We start from the raw sequence: 12,449 nt of genomic DNA on the forward strand, positions 1-12,449 counted from the left end.
GGAGTCTGGATCCCGCAATGACAACGATTGCCGGATACGCTTGAAACGTATCACAAAACAATTGCGTATCGAGATCACGCTATAAACACAGCCACCCTAAAGGCACTTGTCTTCATATCGTCATTCGATACTGTCAGCATGATATACATTGTTAAAGAGCGACTGCCATAAGCAGTGATAAGGCATCGCCGAAGGCGATTGACTTATCACTGCTCATTCAACAGCTACTTGATCAGGTAATTCATTGTGAGCGCTTGCCGGGAGAGTGACGCATCGTTTAAGGAGGTGATCCAGCCGCAGGTTCCCCTACGGCTACCTTGTTACGACTTCACCCCAGTCATGAACCACACCGTGGTGATCGCCCTCCAAAGTTAGGCTAACCACTTCTGGTGCAGTCCACTCCCATGGTGTGACGGGCGGTGTGTACAAGGCCCGGGAACGTATTCACCGTGGCATTCTGATCCACGATTACTAGCGATTCCGACTTCACGGAGTCGAGTTGCAGACTCCGATCCGGACTGAGACCGGCTTTCTGGGATTCGCTTACTCTCGCGAGTTCGCAGCCCTTTGTACCGGCCATTGTAGCACGTGTGTAGCCCTACCCGTAAGGGCCATGATGACTTGACGTCGTCCCCACCTTCCTCCGGTTTGTCACCGGCAGTCTCCCTAGAGTTCCCACCATTACGTGCTGGCAAATAGGGACAAGGGTTGCGCTCGTTACGGGACTTAACCCAACATTTCACAACACGAGCTGACGACAGCCATGCAGCACCTGTCTCTGCGTTTCCGAAGACACCCCGGGATCTCTCCCGGGTTCGCAGGATGTCAAGGGTAGGTAAGGTTCTTCGCGTTGCATCGAATTAAACCACATGCTCCACCGCTTGTGCGGGCCCCCGTCAATTCATTTGAGTTTTAACCTTGCGGCCGTACTCCCCAGGCGGTCGACTTATCGCGTTAACTTCGCCACAAAGTGCACAAGGCACCCAACGGCTGGTCGACATCGTTTACGGCGTGGACTACCAGGGTATCTAATCCTGTTTGCTACCCACGCTTTCGCACCTCAGTGTCAGTGTCAGTCCAGAAGGCCGCCTTCGCCACTGGTATTCCTCCCGATCTCTACGCATTTCACCGCTACACCGGGAATTCCACCTTCCTCTCCTGCACTCTAGCGTGACAGTTCCGGATGCCGTTCCCAGGTTGAGCCCGGGGCTTTCACAACCGGCTTGTCATGCCACCTACGCGCGCTTTACGCCCAGTAATTCCGATTAACGCTTGCACCCTCCGTATTACCGCGGCTGCTGGCACGGAGTTAGCCGGTGCTTCTTCTGCGAGTGATGTCTTTCCTGGCGGGTATTAACCGCCAGGCGTTCTTCCTCGCTGAAAGTGCTTTACAACCCGAAAGCCTTCTTCACACACGCGGCATGGCTGGATCAGGCTTGCGCCCATTGTCCAATATTCCCCACTGCTGCCTCCCGTAGGAGTTCGGGCCGTGTCTCAGTCCCGATGTGGCTGATCATCCTCTCAGACCAGCTACGGATCGTTGCCTTGGTGAGCCGTTACCTCACCAACCAGCTAATCCGACATAGGCTCATCCGATAGCGGGAGCCAGAGGCCCCCTTTCTCCCGTAGGACGTATGCGGTATTAGCCTGGGTTTCCCCAGGTTATCCCCCACTACCGGGTAGATTCCTATGCATTACTCACCCGTCCGCCGCTCGTCAGCGTCCAGCAAGCTGGACCTGTTACCGCTCGACTTGCATGTGTTAAGCCTGCCGCCAGCGTTCAATCTGAGCCATGATCAAACTCTTCAGTTTAAAATCATTGTGATTCTTGCCTGTCGCTCTAAAGCAACAGAGGCGAATCAATCCTGGCTCAAGGTTCAAACGAATTTGAAGAATTCGAAAATTCTTCTTGTGCGCTTGCCTTGATATAAGGTGACTTGTCACCCTCATCGGCAAACGCCCACATGAATTACCTGATCAAATTTTTAAAGAGCGGTTTCGCTTCGGCTTAACGTCTTACTCGATGACCTGAGCCGGTTGCCGTAGCGAGGAAGGCGTATTCTACGCATTTCCTGAAGTTTGTCAACCGCCGATTTTGGCGAGTGAAGCGAGCGAACAAAAACCGCTAACCTCCTGACAAACCGAGAGTTTTCACTCTCATTCACCGCTGGCAACGCCTTGCGTCCCCGGCAGCGGATGCGTACTTTACGGATTCGCTGCCGGGAGTGCAAGGGGTTTTTCAAAAAACGATCACTTTAGCGTCACACGCGCGTAACGCTTCTTGCCCGCCTGGATAACGTAGGCCTTGCCCGTGGATAACATGGTGCTTGGCGCAACTGCCTCGCCATCGACTTTAACGCTGCCGTTTTTGAGCATGTCCTTGGCCTGGGCGCTGTTTTTGGTCAGCCCCGCGCGGGTGAGCACGCTGGCGATCGGCGCTTCGCCACCCTCGAAGTCGACCTCTACTTCCGGCAGGTCCTCGGGCAGCTCGCCATCGGCCAATTGGTTACCGGCGGACTTGTGGGCGTTGGCCGCGGCTTCCTCACCGTGGTAGCGGGCGATCAACTCGCGGGCCAGCTCCATTTTAATATCGCGCGGGTTGGCGCCCTGCTCGACACTTTGCTTGATAGCGTCCAGCTCTTCGTTGGATTTGAGCGACAAGAGCTCGAAGTAGCGCCACATCAAACTATCCGGCATCGAGACCAGCTTGTTGAACATCGAGCCTGGCGACTCATCGACGCCGACGTAGTTGCCCAGTGACTTGGACATCTTCTGCACGCCGTCGAGGCCTTCGAGCAGCGGCATGGTGATGACCACCTGGGACTCTTGGCCGAAGTGTTTTTGAATCTCGCGGCCCATCAACAGGTTGAACTTCTGGTCGGTGCCGCCAAGCTCCACGTCGGCTTCCAGCGCCACGGAGTCGTAGCCCTGCACCAGCGGGTAGAGGAATTCGTGAATCGCGATGGACTGATTGGCCTTGTAGCGCTTCTCGAAATCATCGCGCTCGAGCATACGCGCCACGGTGCTTTGCGCGGCCAGCTCGATCAGCTTCGCCGCACTCATCTCGCCGAACCACTCGGCGTTGAAGCGCACCTCGGTCTTTTCGGGATCGAGAATCTTGAAGACCTGCTCTTTATAGGTCTCGGCATTGGCCTTGACGTCTTCCTCGGTGAGCGGCTTACGGGTGACGTTCTTGCCCGTCGGGTCGCCGATGCGCCCGGTGAAGTCGCCGATCAGGAAAATGACCGTGTGGCCCAGGTCCTGGAACTGACGCATCTTGGTGAGCAGCACGCTGTGGCCCAGGTGCAAATCCGGCGCGGTGGGGTCGAAACCCGCCTTGATACGCAGCGTGCGCCCTGATTCGAGCTTTTTCCTGAGCTCGTCCTCTATCAGGATTTCGTGCGTACCTCGCGACAGTAGCGCTAGCGCCTGATCCACCTCACTCATTGCCTCTCTCCACTTTAAGCTTTGCCCGGTAGGGGCAACAGATGATAAACAACCGGCAATGTTACCATGCCAATCGGCCACGGTTGAGCCTTCACCGCTTTGGAAACGCTAATGACGACGTCTCTCGCACCCGATACACCGCTCTATATAGGGCTGATGTCCGGTACCAGCCTCGACGGTATCGACGCTGCCCTGGTCGCCATGTCGCCTTCCGGCGCCCCCAAACTGCTGGATACGCACGCCGAGCCGATGCCCGAAACGCTGCGTCAGGCACTTTTAACACTGTGCCACGCCGAGCACACCCGCTTTTCCGAGCTCGCCGCCGCCGAGGCGCAGTTTTGTGCGCTGCAGGCCAGGGCCGTAAAGGCGCTGCTGGAAAAGACGGGCCGAACGCCTGGCGAGATTCGCGCCATCGGCAGCCACGGCCAAACCATCGAGCATGCCCCCGAAGGCCATGCAGGGGGGCCGGCTTATACACACCAGTTGGACAACCCAAGCCTTTTGGCGGAACTGACCGGCATGGCCGTGGTGGCAGATTTTCGCCGACGCGATTTGGCCGCGGGCGGCCAGGCGGCGCCGCTTGCGCCGGCGTTTCACCAAGCGCTTTTTCAAAAGGCAGGAGAAGAGCAGCTCGTTCTCAACCTGGGCGGCATCGCCAACGTCACCTGGCTGCCCGCCGCACCAGAAAAGCCCGTTTTAGGCTTCGACACCGGCCCTGCCAACGTACTGATGGACGCCTGGTTTACCCGCCACGCCCAACACCCAACCGCGCGCTTCGATAAAGACGGCGGTTGGGCGAAAAGCGGCCAAATCGACCCGGCACTGTTGGCGCGGTTGCTCGATGAGCCCTTTTTCGCGCTAACCCCGCCGCGCAGCACCGGGCGGGAGCTGTTTCATACCGAGTGGTTACTTAAAAAGCTAACCGGCGAGGAGGACGCGGCGGATGTACAGGCAACGCTTGCCGAGCTCACCGCCGTAAGCGTTGCCGGGGCGATCGATAAGCTTTTACCGTCGGCCGAGCCGCTTACCCTGATTACCGGCGGCGGCGGCGCGCATAACGCACACCTGATGGCAAGGCTTACCCACCACCTGCCCAACGCAGTGCTGACCTCGCCCGCCGCCCATGGCTGGCCGGAGGACTGGATCGAAGCCGGCGCCTTTGGATGGCTGGCCCACCAGCGTTTGGAAGGCCTGCCTGGCAACCTGGCCTCGGTCACCGGCGCCCGGGGCCCGCGGGTGTTGGGCGGCGTGTACGCCCCCTGAAAGCTTACTCCCGAGGGGGCGTAAGTGCGCCTTGAGCGCGGGACTGGGCTTCATCGAAGCTCACCGCGCCCTCGTTGACCAGCTTCAAAAGCGAGGCGTTGAGGGTTTGCATGCCCAGGTTCACCCCGGTCTGCATCGCCGAATAGATCTGCGCCACCTTGTCCTCGCGGATGAGATTACGCACCGCCGAGGTGGCAATCAGGATCTCGTGAGCGGCCACGCGCCCGCCGCCTTCGCGTTTGAGCAGCGTCTGCGCGACCACCGCTTGCAGCGATTCGGACAGCATCGAGCGGACCATGGATTTCTCTTCGCCGGGAAAAACGTCGATGATACGGTCGATGGTTTTCGCCGCCGAGGTGGTATGCAGCGTGGCAAACACCAGGTGGCCGGTTTCCGCGGCGGTCAGCGCCAGGCGAATGGTCTCGAGATCGCGAAGCTCCCCCACCATGATGACGTCCGGGTCCTCGCGTAGCGCGCTTCTCAACGCGTTGGCGAAGCTATGAGTGTCGCGGTGCACTTCGCGCTGATTGATCAAACAGCGCTTGCTGTCGTGCACGAACTCCACCGGGTCCTCGATGGTAAGAATATGCTCGAAGCGGTACTGATTGATGTAGTCGATCAGTGCGGCGAGCGTCGTGCTCTTGCCCGAGCCGGTCGGGCCAGTGACCAGTACGAGCCCCCTGGGAAGCATCGCCAAACGCTCGAACACGTCACCCAGGCCCAATGCTTTCATGGAGAGCACCTCGCCTGGGATGGTACGAAACACCGCCCCGGCGCCCCGGGCCTGAGTAAAAGCATTGACACGAAAGCGGGCGACATCGGGCAGCGAGTAGGAAAAGTCGATTTCCAGGTGCTCGGCATACTCCTGGCGCTGGCGCTCGTTCATGATGGCGTGGACGAGCGCGATGACCTCTTCGTGGCCCATGGCGGGCACGTTGAGGCGATGAATATCGCCATCGACACGAATCATCGGCGGCAAACCGGCGCTCAGATGCAGGTCCGAGGCATTCTGCTTTGCCGAGAATGCCAGCAGTTCGGTAATATCCATCTCTCTTCCCTGGCGGTGTTAAGGTAATTCAGTATGACAGAGATCGCGCTTTCCGAATCCCTTGCCAAGGCCCGCATGCGTTTAGAGCACGCGCTTGACGCCGCGGCCCGCCCCGCAGATAGCGCCCGCCTGCTGGCCGTCAGCAAGACCAAGCCGGCCGCGACGATTCGCCAGGCGTGGCAGCTTGGTCAGCGCGCCTTTGGCGAAAACTACCTGCAGGAGGCGCTGGACAAGCAGCGCGAGCTAAGTGATCTGGACGATATCGAGTGGCATTTCATCGGCCCGCTTCAGTCCAATAAGGCCCGCGCGGTGGCGGAACACTTCGCCTGGATGCACAGCGTGGAGCGCATCAAGATCGCCAAGCGCTTGAGCGATTACCGCCCCGCGCACCTGCCCCCGCTCAATGTCTGCCTGCAGGTGAACATCAGCGGTGAAGCGAGCAAATCAGGGCTTGCGCCGGAGATGGTGCGGCCCCTGGCCGAGGAGATCGTTGCGCTGCCCGGGCTTGCCCTGCGCGGGCTAATGGCGATCCCCGCCCCGGCGGAGAACATCGAGCACCAGCGCGCACCCTTTGCCGCCCTGGCTGCGCTGCTCGCCGAGCTGCAAACAGCGCTCCCCGACGCACCGCTGGATACGCTCTCGATTGGGATGAGCGACGATCTCGAGGCGGCAGTGCAGGAAGGCGCGACCCTGGTGCGCCTGGGCAGCGCGATTTTCGGCGCCCGGGATTAGCACGCCCGGCGCCCGGCACGCGCTCAACCGACGACTCCGCCACTGGCGGTACATTTTTAACAAGGGATTTCCCATGGCGAACAACATTACCTTCATCGGCGCGGGCAACATGGCCAAGGCGATTATCGGCGGGCTCATCGAAAGCGGCGTCAGCGCCACGCACATTACCGCCACCGCCCCTACCGAGCAGGAGCTAACCCCGCTTCGCGATAAAATGGGCATCCACACCCATACCGACAACGGTCAGGCGATCCAAAATGCGGACGTGGTGATTCTGGCGGTCAAACCGCAAATCATGCAAAACGTTTGCGCCGAGCTTGCCGACACCCTTCGGGCGCAAGCGCCGCTGGTCATTTCGATTGCCGCTGGCCTCGAAGCCGCTACAATCGATGCGTGGCTGGGCGGCAACACCGCCCTTGTGCGCTGCATGCCCAATACGCCTTCGCTGGTGGGTGTTGGCGCCAGCGGCCTTTACGCCAACCGCGGCGTGTCCGATGCCCAGCGCACGTTGGCGGGCGAGCTGATGAAAGCGGTCGGGATCGTCGAGTGGGTCGAGGACGAAGCGCTGCTCGATGCGGTGACCGCCGTTTCCGGCAGTGCGCCGGCGTACTTCTTTTTAATGTTCGAGGCGATGGAAGAGGCGGGCGTCGCCCAGGGCCTGCCTGCGGCGACCGCGCGGCGACTGGCGATTCAAGCAGCACTTGGCGCGGCGACCATGGCCCAGCAAAGCGAACACGACCCGGCCACACTCAAGCGCAATGTCATGTCACCTGGCGGCACCACCGAGCGAGCGATCGAGCACCTGGAGTCCGCTGGACTTCGTGACACGATGGCGAGCGCCATGCAGGCCTGCGCCGAGCGCGCCAGCGAAATGGCCAAAGAGCTGCGCGGCCACTGAGCCAAACGCTCACCCCAACATTCAGCACGATTTAACGCAACGGAGACGCAAGCAATGGGCAGCCAAATGGGTAGCGCCGGGTTAACGCTAGTCAACACCCTCATCAACATCTATTTATTCATACTAATGCTGCGTTTTTTGCTGCAGGCCTCACGCGCGGATTACTACAACCCGCTGAGCCAGTCGGTGGTCAAAATTACCCAACCCGTGGTCGGGCCGTTCCAGAGCTTTCTAGGCCCGGTCGCCGGGCGCTTTGACCTTGCCACCCTGGCGGCGGCCTTCGTGCTCAAGGTGGTCAGCATCATCGCCCTTTTGATGCTCATCGGCTTCGGCATGCCGCCGGTGGTGCAACTGGTGATCGCCGGGGTCGCCGCGCTCGCCAACGCCATTTTGAAGATCTACTTCTTCGCCCTGATCGTAATGATCATTCTGAGCTGGGTCGCCCCCAACGCAAGCCACCCAGGCGCACTGCTGGTCATGCAACTGGTCGAGCCGATCATGGCGCCGGTGCGTAAAGTGATTCCGCCGCTTGGCATGATCGACCTTTCCCCGATCGTGGTGTTTATCGCCATCAACCTGATCGACGCGTTGGTCGTGGGCTCGCTGATTCGCCAGGCGGGTGCGCCGGGCGCGCTGGTCGGGCTTTAAGCGCGCGTCACGCGCGCTGTTATCGACTTTTTAGCAGGATTACCGTTTTCAATGCCTGATTCAGACACGCGGCCAACACCTGACCACCCGGCGGACTCCGTCGGGACGGTTACGCCCCACGTTGCTCGTTTCGACACCCCCTTGGCGCTTGCCTGTGGCAAGGTGCTGCCCGAATACGAGCTGATTTATGAGACCTACGGCACGCTCAACGCCGAGCGCAGCAACGCCGTGCTGATCTGCCATGCGCTGTCGGGCCACCACCACGCGGCGGGGTATCACCATCCCGACGACACCAAGCCCGGCTGGTGGGACGCTCATATCGGCTCGGGCAAATCGATCGACACCGACCGCTTCTTCGTCGTCTCGCTGAATAACCTGGGCGGCTGTCACGGCAGCACCGGGCCGGTAAGCCACAACCCGGCCACCGGCCGCCAGTGGGGGCCGGATTTTCCCGTGATCACGGTCATCGACTGGGTGGCCAGTCAGGCGCGGCTGGCCGACCATTTGGGCATCGAACGCTGGGCGGCGGCCGTGGGCGGAAGCCTGGGCGGTATGCAGGTGCTGCAGTGGACGATCACGCACCCCGAACGGGTCGCCAATGCGGTGGTGATTGCGGCGACCCCGCGCCTTTCGGCGCAGAACATCGCCTTCAACGAGGTCGCCCGCCAGGCGATCCGCTCCGATCCGGAATTTCATGAAGGCTGGTACGCCGAACAGAATACGGTGCCCAAGCGCGGTTTGAAGCTCGCGCGCATGGTGGGCCATATCACGTATCTGTCGGAAGACGCCATGGGTAGCAAGTTCGGTCGCGACCTGCGAACCGACGACCTGAACTTCGGCTTCGACGTGGAGTTCCAGGTAGAGTCCTACCTTCGCTACCAGGGCGACGCTTTCTCCACCGCCTTCGATGCCAATACCTATCTCTTGATGACCAAGGCGCTGGATTACTTCGACCCGTCGGCACTGCACGGTGGCGACCTCGCCTCTGCGCTCGCCCCGGCCCAGTGTCCGTTTCTCATCGTAAGTTTCACCACGGACTGGCGCTTTCCGCCTTCACGCTCCCGAGAGCTGGTCGATGCGTTGATTCGGGCGGGCAAACCGGTCAGCTACGCCAATATCGAATCCCCCCACGGCCACGATGCCTTCCTGCTGCCGGAGCCGCGCTACGAGGCGCTGTTTAGCGCCTTCATGGAGCGCTCGGCGCAAAGCCTTGGTCTTTCAGACACCCGCGGGGAGAGCCCGACATGATGCGCACCGACCTCGAGCTGATTTTTGACTGGGTGCCCGAAGGCGCCCACGTGCTGGACCTTGCCTGCGGCGACGGCGCCCTTTTGGAGCGCCTCTCCCAGCAGAAAAACGTCACCGGCTACGGTTTGGAGATCGACCCGGCGGGCATTACCCAGTGCGTGGCGCGCGGGGTCTCGGTCATCGAACACAACCTGGACGATGGGCTCGGCAACTTCGGCGATCAACGCTACGACCAGGTGATCATGACCCAGGCGCTACAGGCGCTGCGCCGCCCGGACAAGATGCTCGACGAGATGCTGCGAGTAGCGGACGAGGGCATCATCACCTTCCCCAACTTCGCCTACTGGCGCCACCGGGTGTACCTGGGCCTGCGCGGCTACATGCCGGTGTCCAAGTCGTTGCCCCACGCCTGGTACGACACGCCCAACATCCATCTTTCCACTTTCAACGACTTCGAGCAGCTCTGCCGCGAGAAGGGGTTGGTGATCGTCGACCGTGCCGTGGGCGTGGGCGAACATCGCGGCCATTGGACCTCGCGCTGGTGGCCCAACCTGTTCGGCGAAATCGCGATTTTTCGCGTGCGCCGCCGCTAGTCGCTCAAAGGCGGACCGTCAGGGCGCGCTCGATGCCGATACTGATCGGCGCGCCCGCCTCCCAGCCCACCCCGATACCGTAGGCCAGCACTTCCACCCCCTGGGCCACCGCGGCTTCAAGGCCCGCGGCGTACGCCGGGTCGATGTGGGCGGCCGGGCCCACATCGAAAATGCCCTCGCGGGCGCCGCAGAATACCAGCACCGCCCGCTCGCCCTGGCGCGCCAACGTCTCGAGCGCCTGCAGGTGCTTGAGACCCCGCGTGCTGACTGAGGCGGGGAAGTAGCCGTGGCCATCGTCTTCCATCAGCGTGACCTGCTTGACCTCGATATAGGCGCGGCGCTGGCTTTCGTCATCCTCGAGCAGAAAGTCGAGCCGCGACCCTTCCACCGTGACCTCGCGGCGAAGCCTGGCATAGCCGGCCAGCGCTTCGAGCTTGCCCGCCGCAAGGGCCGTTTCGACGATGCGGTTGGCGCGCCCGGTATGAATGGAGGCGAGCTCCACCTGACCAGCCAGGCCGGGCAGCTCGATCAGCTCCCAGGTCCAGGCGAGCTTGCGTTTGGGGTTGTCGCTTTGGGAGAGCCACACCCGACACCCCGGCACATTGACGCTTTTCATCGAGCCGGTATTGGGGCAGTGCGCGGTGACCTCGCGGCCGTCATCGAGGCGCACATCGGCCAAAAAGCGTTTGTAGCGGCGCAGCAGTATGCCCGGCACCAGGGCGCTTTCGTAGGTGATCATAGCCGGCTGACAAAGCGCGCCAGGCGCACCAGTGCTTCCTGCAGGCGGGCCACGTCACTGGTGAAGGCGATGCGCACGAAATGCGCGCCACCGTGTACCGCGAAATCGACGCCTGGCGTGATCGCTACGTTCTCTTCGACCAGCAGCCGCTCGCAAAACGCCTGGCTGTCACGGCTGTAGCGCGAGATATCCAGCCAGACGTAGAACGCCCCCTGGGGCGCAACGTCCGGCGCCAGGCCAAGATCGAAAAGGCCATCGAGCAGCACCTGGCGGCGCTCTTTCAGGATCACCCGGCGGCTTTCGAGCTCTGCAAGGCACTCCGGCGTGAAGGCGGCCAGTGCCGCGTGCTGGGACGGCGTGGCCGCGGCGAGAAAAACGTTCTGGGCAAGTCGCGTCAAGGGTTCCACCGCGCGCTCCGGCGCCACCAGCCAGCCCAGGCGCCAGCCGGTCATGCCGAAGTACTTCGAGAAGCTGTTGACCACGAAGGCCTCCTTCGAGAGCGCGGTGGCGGAAAGCGGCGCGTCGTCGAAATTGAGTCCCTGGTAGATTTCATCGACCAGCAGCTCGCCGCCCCGGGCCGCCACCGCCTCGCCTACGCCGGCAAGCCCGGCGCGGCTCAAGGTATGGCCGGTCGGGTTGGAGGGGGAGGCGAGCATGGCAAGGCGCGTGGCCGGCTGCCAGTGCTTCTCGACCAAAGTGACGTCGAGCTGCCAGCCGGTTTCACGCCCCACCGGCACCGCGTCTACCTCGGCGCCGGCCAGTGCCATGAAGTGGCGATTGCAGGGGTAGTTGGGGTCGGCCATCAGCACCCGGTCGCCTTCGCTTACCAGTAATTGGCTTGCCAGCAAAAGCGCCCCGGAGGCGCCGGGGGTGACGATAATGCGCGCGGGGTCGACCTCGGCGCCAAAGTGATCGAAGTAGTGGCCGCTGATCGCCTCACGCAGCGCGGGAAGGCCCGCCGCTGGCGTGTAGCGGGTCTTGCCATCGGCGAGCGCTCGTTGGCCGGCGGCGATAATCGGCGCCGGCGTTGCGAAGTCCGGCTCGCCCACCTCCAAATGAATGACGTCAAAGCCCTGGGCTTCGCGCGCCTGGGCCATTTCCAACAGGTGCATCACGCGAAAAGGGGCCACCTGGTCAAGGCGTGGATTCCAACCCATTCAAACTCCTTGTTCGTTCGATCGTTTGATTTTATTCGGCCCCGGGCGGCAATTAGACTAACGTCTTAGACGCCCTATAATACTTGCATAGCGGCCAATTTTCCGCTAAACAAGCATCCCTTTGACGTGAAATCGTGGCGTTGTCACGGTTGATCAGCAGTCACTTGAGTAAGGGGCACTCCCATGCCAGTAGCGGAACAGAAACCGGAAGCGTCCACATCCTTCACCCCGTACGAGCCGGCACCGGGTGAAGAGTACATGAACGCCAAGCAGCTTGCGCACTTTCGCCAGCTACTTCTCAATTGGAAGCAGGACCTCATGGAAGAGGTGGACCGCACCGTGCGCCACCTTCAAGAAGACGCCAATAACTACGCCGACCCCGCCGACCGGGCGACCCAGGAAGAGGGCTTCAGCCTGGAACTGCGTACCCGGGACCGCGAGCGCAAGCTTTTAAAGAAGATCAACGAAACCATCGAGAACATCGATGAAGACGACTATGGCTTCTGCGAAGCGTGCGGCGTCGAAATCGGTATTCGTCGTTTAGAAGCGCGCCCCACCGCCACGCTCTGCGTGGACTGCAAGACCCTGGCCGAGCTGAAAGAAAAACAGCTGGGCGGATAATCACGCAGGGGCTCTACCACCTCTAATCGGGCACCGCGAGTGCCCGTTTTTGTGC

11 protein-coding genes and 1 rRNA gene are annotated in these 12,449 nt (G+C 61.4%); 7 read left to right on the forward strand and 5 right to left on the reverse strand.

Annotated elements, in window-relative coordinates; all coding sequences use genetic code 11:
* Positions 1-278: 278 nt before the first annotated feature.
* Both ACWHRL_RS16055 and tyrS read right to left on the reverse strand, forming a co-directional pair.
* Positions 279-1,812: ribosomal RNA gene (locus ACWHRL_RS16055) — 16S ribosomal RNA — on the reverse strand.
* Between the two features lie 438 nt (positions 1,813-2,250).
* On the reverse strand, positions 2,251-3,447 hold the full coding sequence (gene tyrS / locus ACWHRL_RS16060; RefSeq protein WP_447530057.1) for a tyrosine--tRNA ligase: 1,197 nt from the start codon (positions 3,445-3,447) through the stop codon (positions 2,251-2,253).
* 111 nt (positions 3,448-3,558) lie between these two features.
* Here tyrS and ACWHRL_RS16065 point away from each other — a divergent pair, with 111 nt between their 5' ends.
* A complete protein-coding gene (locus tag ACWHRL_RS16065) occupies positions 3,559-4,710 on the forward strand; it encodes an anhydro-N-acetylmuramic acid kinase (protein WP_447530058.1) in 1,152 nt (383 codons plus the stop codon).
* Between the two features lie 4 nt (positions 4,711-4,714).
* Here the strand turns inward: ACWHRL_RS16065 and ACWHRL_RS16070 are convergent, their stop codons facing one another.
* A complete protein-coding gene (locus ACWHRL_RS16070) occupies positions 4,715-5,758 on the reverse strand; it encodes a type IV pilus twitching motility protein PilT (RefSeq protein WP_447894447.1) in 1,044 nt (347 codons plus the stop codon).
* 33 nt (positions 5,759-5,791) lie between these two features.
* On the opposite strand from ACWHRL_RS16070, the gene ACWHRL_RS16075 reads away from it, so the two are divergent.
* From ACWHRL_RS16075 to metW, 5 genes are all read left to right on the forward strand, one after another.
* On the forward strand, positions 5,792-6,490 hold the full coding sequence (locus ACWHRL_RS16075; protein ID WP_447894448.1) for a YggS family pyridoxal phosphate-dependent enzyme: 699 nt from the start codon (positions 5,792-5,794) through the stop codon (positions 6,488-6,490).
* Positions 6,491-6,563: 73 nt separating this feature from the next.
* Positions 6,564-7,388 carry a pyrroline-5-carboxylate reductase gene (proC, locus tag ACWHRL_RS16080; protein WP_447894449.1) on the forward strand — a complete coding sequence of 275 codons (825 nt, stop codon included), beginning with the start codon at positions 6,564-6,566 and terminating at the stop codon, positions 7,386-7,388.
* 54 nt (positions 7,389-7,442) lie between these two features.
* A complete protein-coding gene (locus ACWHRL_RS16085) occupies positions 7,443-8,036 on the forward strand; it encodes a YggT family protein (protein ID WP_447530062.1) in 594 nt (197 codons plus the stop codon).
* A gap of 51 nt (positions 8,037-8,087) precedes the next feature.
* Positions 8,088-9,284: a homoserine O-succinyltransferase MetX gene (metX, locus tag ACWHRL_RS16090; RefSeq protein ID WP_447894450.1), complete on the forward strand. Its 1,197-nt coding sequence runs from the start codon at positions 8,088-8,090 to the stop codon at positions 9,282-9,284.
* Positions 9,284-9,877 (forward strand): methionine biosynthesis protein MetW, encoded by a 594-nt coding sequence (gene metW / locus ACWHRL_RS16095; protein WP_447530551.1) that lies wholly within the window; start codon positions 9,284-9,286, stop codon positions 9,875-9,877. Before metX ends, metW begins: the two co-directional genes overlap by 1 nt.
* Positions 9,878-9,881: 4 nt before the next feature.
* On the opposite strand, the gene sfsA is transcribed toward metW, so the two are convergent.
* Together sfsA and ACWHRL_RS16105 are read right to left on the reverse strand one after the other, a co-directional pair.
* Positions 9,882-10,616: a DNA/RNA nuclease SfsA gene (sfsA, locus tag ACWHRL_RS16100; RefSeq protein WP_447894451.1), complete on the reverse strand. Its 735-nt coding sequence runs from the start codon at positions 10,614-10,616 to the stop codon at positions 9,882-9,884.
* Complete coding sequence (locus ACWHRL_RS16105) at positions 10,613-11,773, reverse strand: aminotransferase class I/II-fold pyridoxal phosphate-dependent enzyme (RefSeq protein ID WP_447894452.1); 1,161 nt, start codon at positions 11,771-11,773, stop codon at positions 10,613-10,615. The genes sfsA and ACWHRL_RS16105 overlap by 4 nt, the downstream gene beginning before the upstream one ends.
* 183 nt (positions 11,774-11,956) lie before the next feature.
* On the opposite strand from ACWHRL_RS16105, the gene dksA reads away from it, so the two are divergent.
* Complete coding sequence (dksA, locus tag ACWHRL_RS16110) at positions 11,957-12,394, forward strand: RNA polymerase-binding protein DksA (protein ID WP_447530066.1); 438 nt, start codon at positions 11,957-11,959, stop codon at positions 12,392-12,394.
* Positions 12,395-12,449: the final 55 nt, after the last annotated feature.

The sequence above is a fragment of the Vreelandella sp. GE22 genome, assembly GCF_968212445.1.